General features: G+C 69.3%; 14 protein-coding genes. 9 read left to right on the top strand and 5 right to left on the bottom strand.

What is annotated here, in order from left to right:
- Positions 1 to 23: 23 nt before the first annotated feature.
- Positions 24 to 908 (bottom strand): sortase, encoded by an 885-nt coding sequence (locus ACFOSH_RS22465; RefSeq protein ID WP_378240998.1) that lies wholly within the window; start codon positions 906 to 908, stop codon positions 24 to 26.
- A complete protein-coding gene (locus ACFOSH_RS22460; RefSeq protein WP_378240997.1) occupies positions 905 to 3,265 on the bottom strand; it encodes a hypothetical protein in 2,361 nt (786 codons plus the stop codon). The genes ACFOSH_RS22465 and ACFOSH_RS22460 overlap by 4 nt, the downstream gene beginning before the upstream one ends.
- Before the next feature lie 197 nt (positions 3,266 to 3,462).
- On the opposite strand from ACFOSH_RS22460, the gene pstC reads away from it, so the two are divergent.
- The 4 genes from pstC to ACFOSH_RS22440 are packed head-to-tail and all read left to right on the top strand — an operon-like array spanning position 3,463 to position 7,965.
- Positions 3,463 to 4,452 carry a phosphate ABC transporter permease subunit PstC gene (gene pstC / locus ACFOSH_RS22455; protein ID WP_378240996.1) on the top strand — a complete coding sequence of 330 codons (990 nt, stop codon included), beginning with the start codon at positions 3,463 to 3,465 and terminating at the stop codon, positions 4,450 to 4,452.
- Positions 4,449 to 5,585: a phosphate ABC transporter permease PstA gene (gene pstA / locus ACFOSH_RS22450; protein WP_378240995.1), complete on the top strand. Its 1,137-nt coding sequence runs from the start codon at positions 4,449 to 4,451 to the stop codon at positions 5,583 to 5,585. Before pstC ends, pstA begins: the two co-directional genes overlap by 4 nt.
- A gap of 41 nt (positions 5,586 to 5,626) precedes the next feature.
- Positions 5,627 to 6,427, top strand: coding sequence for a phosphate ABC transporter ATP-binding protein (locus tag ACFOSH_RS22445; RefSeq protein WP_378241021.1), 801 nt, complete (start codon positions 5,627 to 5,629; stop codon positions 6,425 to 6,427).
- On the top strand, positions 6,424 to 7,965 hold the full coding sequence (locus tag ACFOSH_RS22440) for a substrate-binding domain-containing protein (RefSeq protein WP_378240994.1): 1,542 nt from the start codon (positions 6,424 to 6,426) through the stop codon (positions 7,963 to 7,965). Before ACFOSH_RS22445 ends, ACFOSH_RS22440 begins: the two co-directional genes overlap by 4 nt.
- Positions 7,966 to 8,014: 49 nt before the next feature.
- On the opposite strand, the gene ACFOSH_RS22435 is transcribed toward ACFOSH_RS22440, so the two are convergent.
- On the bottom strand, positions 8,015 to 8,926 hold the full coding sequence (locus tag ACFOSH_RS22435; RefSeq protein ID WP_378240993.1) for an NADP-dependent oxidoreductase: 912 nt from the start codon (positions 8,924 to 8,926) through the stop codon (positions 8,015 to 8,017).
- 100 nt (positions 8,927 to 9,026) lie between these two features.
- Here ACFOSH_RS22435 and ACFOSH_RS22430 point away from each other — a divergent pair, with 100 nt between their 5' ends.
- Positions 9,027 to 9,488, top strand: coding sequence for a GNAT family N-acetyltransferase (locus ACFOSH_RS22430; protein ID WP_378240992.1), 462 nt, complete (start codon positions 9,027 to 9,029; stop codon positions 9,486 to 9,488).
- On the opposite strand, the gene ACFOSH_RS22425 is transcribed toward ACFOSH_RS22430, so the two are convergent.
- Positions 9,466 to 10,419 carry a helix-turn-helix transcriptional regulator gene (locus ACFOSH_RS22425; protein ID WP_378240991.1) on the bottom strand — a complete coding sequence of 318 codons (954 nt, stop codon included), beginning with the start codon at positions 10,417 to 10,419 and terminating at the stop codon, positions 9,466 to 9,468. The genes ACFOSH_RS22430 and ACFOSH_RS22425 overlap by 23 nt on opposite strands.
- 63 nt (positions 10,420 to 10,482) lie before the next feature.
- On the opposite strand from ACFOSH_RS22425, the gene ACFOSH_RS22420 reads away from it, so the two are divergent.
- Genes ACFOSH_RS22420 through ACFOSH_RS22410 form a run of 3 tightly spaced genes read left to right on the top strand, consistent with a single transcriptional unit; the run spans position 10,483 to position 13,078 of the window.
- Entirely contained in the window at positions 10,483 to 11,616 is a 1,134-nt protein-coding gene (locus ACFOSH_RS22420) for an epoxide hydrolase family protein (protein WP_378240990.1), read from the top strand.
- Complete coding sequence (locus ACFOSH_RS22415; protein WP_378240989.1) at positions 11,616 to 12,782, top strand: winged helix DNA-binding domain-containing protein; 1,167 nt, start codon at positions 11,616 to 11,618, stop codon at positions 12,780 to 12,782. Before ACFOSH_RS22420 ends, ACFOSH_RS22415 begins: the two co-directional genes overlap by 1 nt.
- Positions 12,779 to 13,078, top strand: coding sequence for a hypothetical protein (locus ACFOSH_RS22410; protein WP_378240988.1), 300 nt, complete (start codon positions 12,779 to 12,781; stop codon positions 13,076 to 13,078). The genes ACFOSH_RS22415 and ACFOSH_RS22410 overlap by 4 nt, the downstream gene beginning before the upstream one ends.
- A 14-nt stretch (positions 13,079 to 13,092) precedes the next feature.
- Here ACFOSH_RS22410 and ACFOSH_RS22405 read toward each other — a convergent pair whose 3' ends face one another.
- A complete protein-coding gene (locus ACFOSH_RS22405) occupies positions 13,093 to 13,863 on the bottom strand; it encodes an FHA domain-containing protein (RefSeq protein ID WP_378240987.1) in 771 nt (256 codons plus the stop codon).
- A 115-nt stretch (positions 13,864 to 13,978) separates the two neighbouring features.
- Here ACFOSH_RS22405 and ACFOSH_RS22400 point away from each other — a divergent pair, with 115 nt between their 5' ends.
- Positions 13,979 to 14,350 carry a PH domain-containing protein gene (locus ACFOSH_RS22400; RefSeq protein ID WP_378240986.1) on the top strand — a complete coding sequence of 124 codons (372 nt, stop codon included), beginning with the start codon at positions 13,979 to 13,981 and terminating at the stop codon, positions 14,348 to 14,350.
- Positions 14,351 to 14,677 lie beyond the last annotated feature (327 nt).

Raw genomic sequence — 14,677 nt, 5'->3', positions numbered from 1 at the left:
TCCGAAAAGACCGAAATCCTGGATTACGCCCAGGCCGGGAATAATCGCCAAAGCGCCAAGGCCGCGAGCGCACCCATCGTGAGCAGCACCGGCCCGGTGATGACGTAGGTCGAAACCGGACGCCACCGGCGATAAAGGAATGTCGCCCCGGCCGCCGCCGCCACGAAACCGCCGAAGGCCAGCACCAGCCCGGCCCACGCGGTGCCGTCACCGGTCCGGCCGTCTTGCGCGTCCGCCCGGCCGTTCTGCGGAGCGGGCCGGAACGGCCTTCCTTCCAGGGCCGCGGTCACCACCGTCGCCTCCTCCGAGGCCAGCGGCCACCAGGACGCCGACGTCACCAGGGTCAGCCGGTCGTTCTGGGTCTTCCCGTAGTCGGCCCCCTCGTCCAGCGGCCTGGTCGCCGTCTCGGTCACCCGATAGACGGACTTGCCCTGCGTCGTCGCCACGACGATCTCGTCACCCGGCCGCAGGACGTCGAGCGAGCCGAACGGGCCGCCGTACCCGGCGTTGCGGCCGGCGATCACGGCGTTGCCCGGCTGGCCGAGCCCCGCGGTTCCCGGCACGTGACCGGGTCCGGACGCGGTCTCGCTGCTCGACGCGCCCTCGACGACGACCTGCTGCACCTTGAGGGCGGGGATCTCCAGGACGGCGACGGGCTTGCCGAACTCGACCGGTTTGCCCGGCGGCGCGGCCCCGAACAGGCTCTGGCTCGCGCCCAGCGCCACCCCCATCTCGCCCCGGATCTCGGTCAGCGCCTTCCGCTGATCACCCGACTGCAGCATCGGGCCCAGCGCGTAGACGACCAGCGCGAGCGCCACCAGCGTGGTGACCAGCCAGGCGAACACGACCGCGCCGATCCAGCCGGGGCCGAACCGCAGGAACTGCCTTTCTTCGACCTCGAAGCTCACGCCACGCCACCCGACGGCCTACGGCGCAGCAGGCCGATCAGCACCGCCAGCGCCCTGGTCAGCCACGCGGGCACCGGCCGCCCGGCCGCGACGTATGCCGTCGCGGACGGCAGGGTCGCCAGGATCACCAGAGCCACCAAGGGAATCAGGGCGCCGAGCGCACCGGCACCGGCGAACTTCGGGATGTCGATGGACTCGGCGAGGTTCTTCGCCGCCCGCACGCTTTCCGGGGTCGGGGCCACCGCGGGAACGGCGCCGGTGGCGGCCGCCACCGGTGTCGCGGCCGGCGAACCCTGCCCTCCGGAAGGTCCACCCGGCGACGGGTTGGAAGCGGGCGTGACACCGTTCGCTCCCGGCGGGGGCGGGTTCTTCGCCGCTTCCTTTTCCTCACAGGCCTTTTCGGGGGTGCCGGTGCCGATCTTGGCGATCCGCTCGGCGGCGGTGGCGGCCAGACCGGGGCTCAACCGGGCCATGCCGGGCGGAAGCAGCGCCTGCCCGTAACCCGCCGCGAGACCGGCGAACGCCTTCAACTGATCCTGCTTCTCCTTCATCGGCTTGCAGGTCGCGTCGATCAGCGGGTTGACCGGGACGGCCATGTACTCGACGAAGGTGAGCGGGTACGCGCCGTCCTTGGCCACGGTGCCGGTCTCGGCCGTTCCGTCGGGGCCGATCTTCATCGCATCGGCCGCCGCCTGAAGGCTCTGCTCGGTCGGCGCGACGAAAGCGCCCTTGCCGTCCGGGAGCGCCACCGGCGTCCAGCGGTTGACCGTCGCCGTCGCGAGATCCGTGATCACCCAGTTCAAGCAACCCCCGGCGCAATCACCACCCCGGCCGGCCACGGCGTTGTCCACGGTCTTGCGCACCGACAGCTGACCGGTCTTCGCGTCGACGTTGTGCACCTGCGAACTGCCGGGGTCGAGCACGCTCAGATCCGAGATCACCCCGGGGGTCTTCCCGTCCAGGGCACCGAAGTACTCCTTGCCGAGCGCCGGGAAGACCCACTCCTTCGGCGCGGTCGCGGCGAGCACCTTGCTCAGGGCGAGCGGGATCGTCCCAGGTCCCGTTTCCCCGGTCACGCCGAAGAAGTCCGGGTTTCCCCCGTACCCGGCCCGGCGGTTCACCGCGATCACCCCGGCCGGCTGACCGTCCTTGATGGCCGAGAGCGCGGGATTGCGCTCGACCAGGGGCGAACCGTTCTTGAAGATGCCGCCCCGGCCGGCGGCGTCGGGGTTCTGCCCGCCCTTGGTGAACATGTTCGCCAGCTCGGCGGTGGTGAACGACATCGTGCCGGCGAGCTTCGAACCGAGAGGGTTGCCTTCGTCGTTGACGTCGGTCGGGGACCAGCCGACAGCGGCGATCACCGCCGCGTTGACCCCGACGGGGATGTACTCCCTCGACCGGACGGTCTGCGCGGCCAGCGCGTTCCCGCTGCCGGTGATCATGAGGTCGGAGGCGCCCTTGTCGAACGCGGTCAGCCCGGTGTCCTCGGTCTCGCTCACGATGTTGGTGGGCTGGTCGGCCTTCGTGGGGGCGCACAGCGCCTGGTTCCAGGCGACCGCGGTCCGCCCGAGCCGTTCCGGCATGCTGGCGTCGAGGGTGTTCCGGCCGATCCCCTTGCAGCCCTTGACCCCGATGCCCGGCAGGTACGGGGTGAACTTGATCGAGTCGTCGACCCAGGTCACCGTCTTGCCCGCGGCGTCCTGCGCGGTGATCTGGATCGTGACGCTGCACGGATTGTTCTCGTCGCAGGTGAAGGAGAACTGCCTTCTGCTTTTCGCACCGGTCACCGGATCGACGACCACGGGATTGTCCGCCCACGGGACCTTGGGGAATTTGTCCCCGGGATTCACCGCCTTTTCGTAAGTGGTGTAGAGCGGATCCCAGGCCACCGGATGCGGCCGCAAGGTCCCGCGCGGGATCGTCGTGTCGAAGACGATGTCACCGGTCGTGCTGCTCCGCACCCGTTCCATCGACTGCATTCCCGCGTTCTTCCCGGCGAATTCGTCGCCGAACTCGTCTTGGCAGTACGAGGTCACCCTGGTCAGCAGCGTGCTGTCCTTCGTCCACGGCGGGACGTAGACCTTCTTCATCAAATTGTCCGGCACGTCTTTCGGGCAGATGACGAGTTTCGCCCTCGCCCCCTTGGGCAGTCCCGCAAGCGTGATCCGCAGCGGGTCGCCGTTCTGGACCGCCGAAAGATCGGCGGGTTCGGTCTTGAGCCGGTACACCGGATCGGCGGGCGGCTGCGCCTCAGCGGCGGGAACGGACACCCCCGCGACAGCCAGTATCCCGCAGATCAGCACGAACCCGACTCGTCTTGCGCGGACCAGGAACACGGACGACTCCCCAGATTTCACGGGACCCAACGTCCCCGAATCACCCGTTCGGGGTCAACGGGCTGGGACCGTATGCCCGCACTGATTCACAAACGCCCCGTCGGGCGTTCTCCGCGTGGACACCTTTCCCGGTCGCGGGCACCACATACTGGCCGCATCGAGGGGCGACGTGGTGTGCCCTGAACTCCTTTAGCTGCCAACACGAAGGAAGGCCGCTCGTGACCATCGCGCCACCCCGGCCCGACCCGGCCCCACCCGGAACCCCGGTGCGGCGGGCGATCACCGAAGTCCTGTCGCGGGCCGACCGCGCGTTCCGCCGGGTCACCACCGGTGCCGGGCTGACCATGCTGGCGATCCTCGTGGTCATCGGCTTCTTCCTCGTCTACCGGTCCGGGCCGGCGTTCGACACGAGCGGTTTCGGGTTCTTCACCACCATCCGGTTCGATCCGGCCTCGGGAGTGCTCGGCGTACTCGGCCTGCTCTTCGGGACGATCGTGGTCGCGCTGATCGCGGTCCTGATCGCGGTCCCGCTGAGCATCCTGGCCGCGCTGTTCATCACCGAGTACTCCAGCGGGCGGATCCGCGGCTTCCTGACCGGGCTGGTCGACCTGCTCGCCGCGATCCCGAGCCTGCTCTACGGCCTGTGGGGGTTCGCCTTCCTCGGCCCGCAGATCGTGCCGATCTCGTTGTGGCTGACCGAAAACCTCGGCTGGTTCCCGCCGTTCTCGGCCAAGGAGAACGCGCTGTACATCCAGTCGATGTTCATCGCGGGCCTGGTGGTCTCGCTGATGGTCCTCCCGATCACGACGTCGGTGATCCGGGAGGTGTTCGCGCAGACGCCGGCCGGTGAGAAGGAGGCGGCGCTCGCGCTGGGCAGCACCCGCTGGGGCATGGTCAAAACCGTCATGCTGCCGTTCGGCCGGGGCGGGATCATCGGCGGTTCGATGCTCGGGCTCGGCCGCGCGCTCGGCGAGACGATCGCCGTTTCCCTGCTGCTGCCGCAGGTTCCGGAGATCACGAAGCACGTCCTCCAGTTCGGCGGCGCGACGATCTCCGGGTTCATCGCCAACAACTCCGGCGCGTCCGGGCTCGCACTGTCCGGGCTGATGGCGGCGGGCCTGGTGCTGTTCGTGTTCACGCTGGCGACGAACTTCACCGCGTCGGTGATCATCTCCAAGAGCCGTTCGGGCGCGGGGGTGGACGCGTGACCACGACCCTGACTCCCCCTGTCGCGCCCGCCCCGCGCAAGCTCGTCAAACGGCGTCCTTCGGAGACCACCAGGCAGGATCGGCTCGCGGCGCTCGGCTGCGCGGTGTCGGCCACGCTGCTCACCTGGTTCGTCATGCATCTGCTGCTGGACTCCCCGGGCTGGCTGGCCGACCTGATCGTCGCGTACCTGCTCTACCTGACGATGCTCTACCTGGTCACCCGCGACAGGCTGGGCAGGCTCGCGGCGTCGGACCGGCTCGTTTCCACTGTCGTCGTCACCGGGGCGCTCGTCCTGCTCGCCCCGCTGCTGTCGCTGCTGATCTACATCGTCGCTGAAGGCGCGCCGTATCTGCGCCTGGAGTTCTTCACGCATGACATGTCCACGGTCGCGCCGACCGATCCGGTCACCGCCACCGGAGGGCTGCACGCGATCGTCGGCACCCTCGAACAGACGGCGCTGACCCTGGTCCTCGTCGTCCCGCTGGGCGTGCTCACCGCGGTGTTCCTGAACGAGACGCGGTCCCGGTTCCGGCGTCCGGTGCGGATCATGGTCGACGCGATGAGCGGGCTTCCGTCCATTGTGGCCGGTCTGTTCGTTTACGCGGCACTGATCATCCCCGGCATCCAAGCGGGTGTGGGTTTGTTCAGCTACAACGGGATGATGGCCACGCTGGCCTTGACCATGGTCATGCTGCCGACCGTGACGCGGACCGTGGACGTGGTGCTCCGCCTCGTCCCGGACGGCCTGCGCGAGGCGTCGCTGGCGCTCGGCGCGAGCCGGGCCCGCACGGTGTGGTCCGTGGTGCTGCCGACGGCGCGGACCGGGGTGACGACCGCCGTGATCCTCGGCATCGCCCGGGTGGCCGGCGAGACCGCGCCGCTGCTGTTCACCTCGTTCGGCGCGCTCGGGATGAACGCCAACCCGTTCTCCGATCCGCAGGAGAGCATCCCGCTGTTCATCTACCGCTTCATCAAACAGCCGCTGGAGAACGTCCAGCAACGCGGTTACGTCGGCGCGCTCGTGCTGATCCTGCTCATCTTCGCCCTGTTCGCGATCGCCCGCGTGGTGGGCCGCGACCGGTCGAAGCGCAAGGCCAAGAGAACCACCGTGAAGACACAGGAGAACCGGTGACCGACACTGAAGTGTCCTATGTGGACAGCCCGGCGCGCCCGCTGGTCGAGCTGACCGGTGGTCCGCCGCCCGGCGCGGCGGACCTCGAATCCCGTGAGATCGGCGCCTGGTTCGGTGACCGGCTGGTACTCGAAGGGGTTTCGCTGCGGATGCCCGCCAGGGAGGTGACCGCGCTCATCGGCCCGTCCGGCTGTGGCAAGTCGACCTTCCTGCGCATCCTCAACCGCATGCACGAACTGGTGCCGTCGGCGTCGCTGACCGGCGAGGTCCTGTTGGACGGCAAGGACATCTACGCCGACGGGACGCGTCCGCAGCAGGTCCGGCTGCGCATCGGCATGGTGTTCCAGAAGCCGAACCCGTTCCCGGCGATGTCCATCCGCGACAACGTGCTGGCCGGGCTGAAACTCGCCGGCGTCAAATGCGGCGACAAGGACGCGCTCGTCGAGCAGAGCCTGGAGCGGGCCGGGCTGTGGCGCGAGGTCCGCGACAGGCTGAGCTCCCCCGGTGGCGCGCTGTCCGGCGGGCAGCAGCAGCGGCTCTGCATCGCGCGGTCGCTCGCCGTGCAGCCGAACGTGCTGCTGATGGACGAGCCCTGTTCCGCGCTCGACCCGACGTCGACCCGGCGGATCGAGCAGACGATCGCCGAGATCGGGCACGAGGTGACCGTCGTCATCGTCACGCACAACATGCAGCAGGCCCAACGGGTTTCGGACCACTGCGCGTTCTTCCTCGCGGCCGAGAACGAGCCCGGCAGGGTGATCGAGCACGGCCCGACGGACACCATCTTCAACGCGCCGTCGGACGAACGCACCCACGACTACGTGAACGGGCGATTCGGATGATCCGCCGGCTGGCCGCGCTGGGCGGGGTCACGGTGCTGCTGTCGCTGGCTATCACTCCCGGAGCGGCGGCGCTCACCCCGGTCACCGGCTCCGGGTCCAGCTATGTCGGCCCGGCGATGAACGACTGGCAGAACGGCGCGAAGTCGCGCGGTATCCCGGTCAACTACTCGGCCAACAACTCGCCCGCCGGGGTCAACCAGTTCGGCGACCGCACGGTCGACTTCGCCGGGACCGAGGCCGAAGTCTCGTCACTCGTCGCGGCGGGCGCCGGCGGCCTGTCCGCGCAGACCCGCGGCTACCAGTACGTCCCGGACGTCGCCGGCGCGATCGCGCTGATGTACAACGTCAACGACCAGGCCGGGAACCGCGTCGACTACCTGCACCTCAGCCGGGCGGTGATCGGCCGGATCTTCAGCCGGGACATCACCCGGTGGAGCGACCCGGCCATCACCGCGACCAACGGCGGGAAGTCGTTGCCGGATCAGCCCATCACCCTGGTCGGCCGGACCGGCCAATCGGGCACGACGGCGCTGTTCTACGACTTCATCGCGAACGCGGCACCCGATGCCTACAACCGGTTCGTCTCGCGCAACGTCGGGAACGGGATGGGGAACCTGCCCGCGGGCGTCCGCCCCATCCAGCTTCCCGGGCAGGGGCCGGACGCCGAGTGGTACCGGCTGCTCGCGGACTCTGACCAGATCGCCAAAGCCATCAGCAAGGCGACCATCCCGTTCTCCATCGCCTACGACGAATTCGCCTACGCCCAGCTCTACAAGGTGCCGGCGGCGTGGGTGCAGAACGGCGCGGGCCAGTACACGCAGCCGTACGCGGAGAACATCGCGGCCGCGTTGAAGCACGCGGAACTGCGGCCGGACCTGAGCCAGAAACTGGACAGGGTCTACTCGAACACCGATCCGAAGTCGTATCCGATCTCGGCGTACTCGTACGTCATGATGCCGTGCACCAACGGTCGTGACACCTGCCGCGGCGGCTACGGCGACCCGGGCAAGACCGACACGATCACCGCGTTCCTGGAGCACGTCGCCTGCGACGGCCAGGTCAACATGGCCCGGGTCGGCTACTCACCGCTGCCGCCGAACCTGTCGCAGGAGATCATGAACTCCAACGCGCGGCTCACCGGGCAACCGGCGAAGCGGCTGAACGCGGACAGCTGCGGCAACCCGACTTTCCACGGCAGCCTCGGCGCCGGCGCGGCCAGCCCGCCCGACCCGCTGGTGACCGCCGGGATCATCAACCCCGACGGGAAGCCCAAGGCCGGTCCGGACGCGGCTGGGCCCAGCGCTTCCGCCGGGCCCAGCGCGGGTCCGGCCAGTGGCGACAAGACCGCGACCGCGACGGCGGGCCCCGACGACGAATCGGCGGGCGGCGGTTCGAAGAACTGGCGAGAAGCCTCACCGGCGGCCTACGACGACGGCGGGTTCGGCGGCTTCGGGGGCTGGGCGGCGCTGGTGCTCTTCGTGGCGATCGTGGCGCCTTTGGTGGTGCGCGGGGTCGTGAAGAAGGTGCGGGGGTCTTAGGGTCTCGTGAGTGGTAAGTGTCGTTCTAACGACACTTACCACTCACGAGTTACGGGAAGGTCAGCACGACCTTCCCGCGCCCGTGCCCGGTCTCGATCTCCCGATGCGCCGCCGCGGCCTCGGCGAACGGGTACGTCCGCCGCACCAGGAAGCGAAGCTCCCCCTTGGCGTACAGCGACGCCAGCATCCCCAGCCGCTCGGCCGACCGCGTGCCGGTGACCATGCGCGCCCCCGCCTCGGGCGCGCGGGCGTGATCGACCAGGGTGAGCACGCGGTCCGGATTCCCGGCCAGCTCCAGCGACAGGTCGAAAGCGACCCCGCCCGCCCCGTCCAGCGCGGCGTCGACTCCGGACGGCGCGAGGGCACGCACCCGGTCGGCGAGGCCGTCGCCGTAGACCAGCGGTTCGGCACCGAGGGAGCGGACGTAGTCCTGGTTCGCCTCGCTCGCCGTCCCGATCACGCGCGCGCCGCGCAGTACGGCGAGCTGGACGGCGGCGGTGCCCACCGAACCCGCCGCCCCGTGAATCAGCAGCGTCTCGCCGCGGGCGATCCGCAGGGAGTCCAGCGCCAGGTACGCCGTCTGCGTCCCCGCTGTGAAGCCGCCCGCGACCTCCCACGGCATCTCCGGCGGCTTCGGCGTGACGTTCTCCGCGGGCACCACGATGTACTCGGCATAAGCCTGGACGGCGGTGAAGCCGAGCACCTCGGCCCCCGCGACGAGGCCGGTAACCCCGGAACCGACCTCGTCGACGACCCCGGCGAACTCGTTCCCCGGGACACGCGGCCAACGCAGCTCGAGCCCCGCGGGTTCCCAGCCCGCCCGCACGGCCGCGTCGTACGGCTGCACCCCCGCCGCCTTCACCCGCACCCGGACCTCTCCCGCCCCGGCGTGTGGCTCCTCCAGTTCGAGCACCCGGAGTACTTCCGGGCCACCCGCTTCCGTGAACGCGGCCGCTTTCATCTCGTTCCTCCAGTTCGTTCCCCAGCTGACGGAACCCAGCCTGATCTCTCCACTTAACTGGAGGTCAAGAACTGTCGGTGTGACGTTCTAAGCTTCGAGAGTGACGAGCTACCGCATCTCCAGGGCAAGCGCTTCCGACGCCGGGCGGGTGACAGCGCTGTTGCGCGAGTCGGCCGCCTATCAGGGGGAGTACGCGTCGATTCTCGAGGACTACCGGGTCACCGAGGATTACCTCGCCACCCATCCCTCGTTCGTCGCCCACGCGCAGCGGGACGTGATCGGCTTCTACAGCCTGATCGAGTACCCGGCCGAGCTGGACCTGTTGTTCGTCGCCGATTCGGCACAGGGCACGGGGATCGGCGCGTGGCTGGTCGAGCATCTGCTCGGGCAGGCCGCGGACCTCGGCATGACCGAGATCCGCGTCGTCTCCCACCCGCCGGCCGCCGGGTTCTACGAGCGGATGGGCGCGCGCCGGGTCGGTGTCGTGCCGCCCAGCCCGCCCAAGATCACCTGGGAGCGCCCGGAACTGGTCTTCGACGTCAAGCGTCCACCGCGCGGCTGAACCGGCCGATCAGTTTGCGCAGGTGCCCGGCGAATTCGGGCGAGTCGACGACGTCGAAGTCGGTGTCGAGCAGGCCGAGGTAGAGCGCGAGGTAGTCCAGCGTGTCCGCACCGGCCTTGAGCAGGCAGGTCCGCTCGTCGACGGCTTCGACCACGACGGCGGGCGGCACCTTGGCCGCGACCGCGGCGGCCGGGGCGTGCACCCGGATCGTCACGTGGTGCCGCCACAGCGCCGAGCCCACCCCGCGCTGCAGGTAGGCGATCACCCCGCCTTCGGGTGGTTCGCGCTGCTCGAAGCGTCGCCCGTTAGGGGTACGCGGCCGCACCCGATCCGCGCGGAAAGTGCGCCAGTCCTGCCTCTCGACGTCCCAGCCGACGAGGTACCACCGGCGGCTCATGTGCACGACGCGATGCGGCTCGACCTGCCGCCGCGTCTCGGATCCGTTGTGCCCCACGTAATCGAACCGCAGGGTCTCGCTGTCACGACAGGCGTTGGCGATGACCGTGAGCACTTCGGCTTCGACGGTGGGGCCGTCGCCCTGCACCGCCAGCGTCGCGGAGTTCAGCGCCTCGACGCGGCGGCGCAGCCGTGACGGCAGCACCTGTTCCAGTTTCGCCAGCGCGCGGACCGACGTCTCCTCGATCCCCGCGATCGTGCCACCCGCGGCCGTGCGCAAGCCCACCGCCACCGCGACGGCCTCCTCGTCGTCGAGCAGCAGCGGCGGCATGGCCGCGCCGGCGCCGAGGGTGTAGCCACCCGAGACACCCGGGGTGGCGTCGACCGGATAACCGAGTCCGCGCAACCGCTCGACGTCGTTCCGGATGGTCCTGGTCGTGACGTCGAGCCTGCCCGCCAGTTCCGGGCCGGTCCAGACGCGTCTCGCCTGCATCAGCGACAGGAGCCGCAGCAGTCTTGCCGAAGTTTCCGCCATGGATTCCACCTTGTCCGCGATCGCGGAACGAACCTTTCCGCAATTGCTTCTAGCTTAGCTCTCATGACCGAAATCAAGCCCTTCCGCATCGCCATCGACCAGGCCGACCTGGACGACCTCAAGGACCGCCTGAACCGCACCCGCTGGCCGCGCGAGGTCACCGGCGACTGGAGCCGGGGCGTCCCCGTCTCCTACCTCAAGGGGCTGGCCGAGTACTGGGCCGACGGCTTCGACTGGCGGGCGCAGGAGGCGAAGCTGAACGAGATCCCGCAGTTCACCACCGAGATCGACGGCCAGACCATCCACTTCCTGCACGTTCGCGCCGCCGACCCGGACGCGCTGCCGGTGATCCTCACGCACGGCTGGCCGAGTTCGCCCTTCGAATTCCGCGAGCTCATCGGCTCGCTGGGCGGCGAGTTCCACCTCGTCATCCCGTCCCTGCCCGGCTACGGCTTCTCGACTTCGCAGGGTCCCGGCTGGGGCAACCTGTTCCGCGTCGCCCAGGCGTGGACCACCCTGATGGACCGCCTCGGCTACGAACGCTTCGGCGTCCACGGCACCGACGCGGGTGCCGGGGTCGCGGGCATCCTGGGGATGATCGCGCCGCACCGCGTGGCAGGCGTGCACCTGACCGGCACCGGCGCCGCCATGCCGCTCGGCCCCGCCCTGGACCTCGACGGACTGTCCGGCAAGGACCGTGACCGGGCCGAACAGTTCAACCAGCGGCAGCTCGACGGGTTCGGGTACCTGCACCTTCAGTCGACCAGGCCGCAGACGCTGGCGTACTCGCTGAACGACTCCCCCACCGGCCAGCTCGCGTGGATCGTGGAGAAGTTCGCCGAATGGACCGACCCGGCCAAGAAGCTGCCGGAGGACGCCGTCGACCTGGATCATCTGCTGGCCTCGGTCAGCCTGTTCTGGTTCACCGGCTCGGGCGCGTCCTCGGCGCACGCGGTGTACGAAGGCATGCAGGTCTACCGGCAAATGTCGCAGGGCGGCTGGGACAGCGACGGCGAAACACCCGCCGGTCCGCCGCGCGGCATCGCCGTCTTCGCCGGGGACACCACGATCCGGAGCCTCCAGGACGGCCCGGTGGAGCACTGGACCGAGCATGACGCGGGTGGCCACTTCCCGGCGATGGAGGTCCCCGACCTGCTCGCCGAAGACCTCCGCACCTTCTTTCGCAAGCACCGCTGATGACGACGGCGATCTTGAGCCCGCGAGCGCTCAACCGCGCGACCCTGGCCCGGCAGCTCCTGCTGGAGCGCTCCGACCTGTCCGCCGTCAGCGCGATCGAGCGGCTGGCCGGCCTCCAGGCGCAAGCGCCCGACGCGTCCTACGTCGGCCTTTGGTCGCGGCTGCGGGACTTCCAGACGGACGGTCTGGCGAAACCGCTGGCCGCCCGCGAGGTCGTCCGGTCGACGCTGATGCGGGGAACGGTGCATCTCGTGACAGCCGAAGACGGCCTCGCGCTGTGGCCGACCATCAAACCGGTGGTCGAACGCGGTTTCCGCGGCCACTACTCGCGGGAGATCGCCGGACTCGACCTCGGCGAGGTCGCCGACGCGGGGCGGGCTCTGCTGGCCGAAGGTCCCCGGACCCGCGTCGAACTCCGGGCCGCGCTTGCCGCCCGCTGGCCCGGCATCGATCCCGCCACCCTCGGCTATGCGCTCGGCGGGCTTCTCCCGCTGGCCCACGTGACACCGCGTGGGCTGTGGGGACAGACCGGCCCTGCCGCGTATTCGCTGCTCGAAGACTGGGTCGGCGCACGGATCACCGACGGGATCCCCCTCGACGACCTGGTGGTGCGCTACCTCGCGGCGTTCGGCCCGGCGACCGTCCGCGACGCGCAGGTCTGGTCGGGACTGACCAGGCTGAAGGAGGTCTTCGAACGTCTCCGGCCGCGGCTGCGGACCTTCACCGACGGCGTGGGCAAGGAACTGTTCGACCTCCCGGACGCGCCTCGGCCCGACGCGGAAACCCCGGCGCCACCCCGGTTCCTGCCCGAGTACGACAACGTCCTGCTCTCCCACGCCGACCGCGTGCGGGTGATCCCGGACGGCCGCCGCGTGCCACTGCCACCGGGTAACGGCGGCCGCCGGGGCACGCTGCTGGTCGACGGTGAATTCCTGGCCGTTTGGGCGATCAAAGGGGCGACGCTGACGATCGAATCGCGGGAACCGTTGCGAGATCAGGATTCGATCGCCGAAGAGGGGGGCACGGTTGCTGGAATTCGTGGTGCCGGCGCAGAGCCACGACGTACGTTTCGGTATCGGCGGATAACGGTCCGGCCTTTTGCCGTAACGAAGGGCGGCGTTCGGGCGAAGCAAGGCCGCGAGGAGCCTGAAGGGAGCGGGCCATGACCAGGAACTATGGATTCTTGACGGTGCTGGCGGGGCTGAGCGCACTCGCGGTCATCACGATCGCGGCGGTCATGCGGTATCCGAACACGTCGGACGTCACGGCGGTGATCACCGCGGCGGGAACGGTGATCGGCACGGTGGTGGGCGCCTTCTTCGGCGTGAACGCGGCGTCGGCGGGGCGGATGAAGGCCGAAGAAAGCCGGGATCAGGCCACGGCGGCGCTGGTGAAGGTGGCCACCAAGGCGGACGAGGACAGCGACGTCGCCAAGGCGGCGATGGAAGGCGTGGGCCCCTAGTCCACTATGGACCTTCAGTCGAGCGCGTCGAGCAGGCCGAGATCCGGCGGGACGAGGGTGGTGGAGAGCACCAGCTCCCGCAACAGGTTGTCGTTCAAGGCGTTGCCGACCGGCTCGCCGACCTCTTCGCGCCGCAGGCCGTAAACGCCGCCGGCGGACAGGCGGGCCCGGACGTCGATGACGACATGCTCGACCCGGCGGCTGGTCCACGTCTCGTCGGGGCGGAGTTCGGCGAGCACCTCGGCCGTCTGCTGCCGGGACAACGGCTGCGGGTTGAGGTCGTGCAGGAGATAACGCTGGCCGAACACCACCAGGACCAGTCGTTCGTCCGCGCTGAGGCGCCAGCGGCGGGGCGGCACGGTGACGTCGTCGTGGCGGGTGGCGGGCTGCCCGCCGTCGGGACCGGCGACGTACAACTCGAGCAGATGCTCCCGCCTGCCCGAGCCGCGGACGAACAGCGGCGTGTAACCATCCGACAGGGGGATCGGCTCCTCGCCGAGGGACAGCCAACGGGAGTTCGGCAGGCGGATGGGCAACTGGCCGGTGTTGCTGACCCACCACTGCCCGCCGGTGAAGTTCAGCAGACCGTGCCTGCGGCTGACCTGCAGGTCGTTCTCCCCCACGCAGACGTCGACCTGCGGCCGATTACGTCCGAAAGAGATCTCGCCGCCCTCGCCGGGGTCGACGGACACGCCGCCCGCGAGCGTCAGCGCGAACACCGCGCCGGGGGCCGATCGCGGCACGCCGAGCACCAGGCTTTCGTGCGCCGTCGTGAGTCGCTTCATCCGTGCCTCCTCCTGTCCCCCGGCAGTATGCGGGACGCCACCGGGGAGGGGTCCCGGCGCCTTACGGCTGTTCGTCCGGCGGCCGGATGTCGCGTTCGTCAGTACCTTGGAGACCATGATTGACTTCTCCAAGGACACCGTCTTCAAGCTCACGCCGTGCAAGCCGAAGGACATCGCGCCGACGGTGCAGCCGATCATCATCCCCGGGGAACAGATCATGTCGTCGTTCAAGGCGGTGCGCGACTTCGTGGTGTTCACGAACAAGCGGCTGATCGCGGTGAACGTCCAGGGCATGACCGGCAAGAAGAAGGACTTCACCTCGTTGCCCTACAACAAGATCCAGGCGTTCTCGATCGAGACCGCGGGCACTTTCGACCTGGACGCCGAGCTGGACCTGTGGTTCAGCGGACTGGGGAACGTGCGGCTGGAGTTCCGGGGTTCGGACATCCGGGCGATCGGCCAACTGATCGCCACCCACACGCTCTAGCCTCCTTCCGCACTTAGTCGACTACTTGCGGGCTTTGGGGCGCGGTCGGGCAAGCGGGCTGCGGTCGGGTGTGGGTCGGGGTGGTCGTGAGTGGTAAGTCGCGTTCTAACGTCACTTACCACTCACGACTCCTGGCGGCGGCTTGCCTCGCGCAGGCCCTACGCGTTGCGAAAGTGGCTTTCGCAACGCAGGCGCCCGTGACTGTGTGGATTTTGGCGCGTTAGATGATGCTGTTGGTTTATTCGGGGTGGTGGCGTCTACGCTGGTCAGGGTCTTGTGATGATCGCGGATCTGTGGAGTGTGGCTGCTGATGTCGTTGAAGCCGGT

It is taken from the genome of Amycolatopsis speibonae (assembly GCF_042647925.1).
Taxonomy (GTDB): domain Bacteria; phylum Actinomycetota; class Actinomycetes; order Mycobacteriales; family Pseudonocardiaceae; genus Amycolatopsis; species Amycolatopsis speibonae.
This window is presented reverse-complemented; position numbering and strand designations above follow the sequence as displayed.

What these genes read in the sequence shown, in the direction of transcription:
- ACFOSH_RS22435 (WP_378240993.1), bottom strand. Translation starts at nt 8,926, where the DNA reads ATGAAAGCGGCCGCGTTCACGGAAGCGGGTGGCCCGGAAGTACTCCGG.
- ACFOSH_RS22440 (WP_378240994.1), top strand. Translation starts at nt 6,424, where the DNA reads ATGATCCGCCGGCTGGCCGCGCTGGGCGGGGTCACGGTGCTGCTGTCG.
- ACFOSH_RS22415 (WP_378240989.1), top strand. Translation starts at nt 11,616, where the DNA reads ATGACGACGGCGATCTTGAGCCCGCGAGCGCTCAACCGCGCGACCCTG.
- ACFOSH_RS22400 (WP_378240986.1), top strand. Translation starts at nt 13,979, where the DNA reads ATGATTGACTTCTCCAAGGACACCGTCTTCAAGCTCACGCCGTGCAAG.
- ACFOSH_RS22410 (WP_378240988.1), top strand. Translation starts at nt 12,779, where the DNA reads ATGACCAGGAACTATGGATTCTTGACGGTGCTGGCGGGGCTGAGCGCA.
- ACFOSH_RS22405 (WP_378240987.1), bottom strand. Translation starts at nt 13,863, where the DNA reads ATGAAGCGACTCACGACGGCGCACGAAAGCCTGGTGCTCGGCGTGCCG.
- ACFOSH_RS22420 (WP_378240990.1), top strand. Translation starts at nt 10,483, where the DNA reads ATGACCGAAATCAAGCCCTTCCGCATCGCCATCGACCAGGCCGACCTG.
- ACFOSH_RS22425 (WP_378240991.1), bottom strand. Translation starts at nt 10,419, where the DNA reads ATGGCGGAAACTTCGGCAAGACTGCTGCGGCTCCTGTCGCTGATGCAG.